This is a genomic window from Hallella faecis, assembly GCF_018789675.1.
Classification (GTDB): domain Bacteria; phylum Bacteroidota; class Bacteroidia; order Bacteroidales; family Bacteroidaceae; genus Prevotella; species Prevotella faecis.
Map to the genome: position 1 here is coordinate 1 of NZ_JAHKBE010000168.1, position 417 is coordinate 417.

1 protein-coding gene is annotated in these 417 nt (G+C 48.7%); it reads left to right on the forward strand.

The window, feature by feature from the left end; translation table 11 throughout:
* Positions 1 to 154 precede the first annotated feature (154 nt).
* The coding region (locus tag KM934_RS12990; RefSeq protein ID WP_215761048.1) for a GxxExxY protein at positions 155 to 417 on the forward strand (263 nt) is incomplete at its 3' end.

Below are 417 nucleotides of genomic sequence, written 5' to 3' on the forward strand. Positions count from 1 at the left end.
TGGTCAGTGGGTCTATAATAGTCATTCGTGAGATTTCAAACACCGGCGGTGTTTCTAAAGACATGCATTCGTAAGATTCGTAAGATTCGTGTTCGAAAAAAAATAGCCGAGTCTCGTGAGTCTCGTGTTCTAAAAAATTAAAATATTAAGCGTCATGATCTACCGCAGCCAAGAGTCCTATAACATCACGGGAGCCGCGATGTACGTTTACAACACCCTCGGCCCCGGGTTCCTCGAAGCAGTCTACCAAGAAGCCCTGGCCATTGAGTTCTCTAAGCGCGGCATACCCTTCCAACGAGAGAAAGAGCTCAAGATCTACTACGACGGGCACGAGCTCAAGCAGACCTACCGTGCCGACTTCGTTTGCTACGACAACATCATTGTGGAGATCAAGGCCGTTGGCGACCTCGACAACAC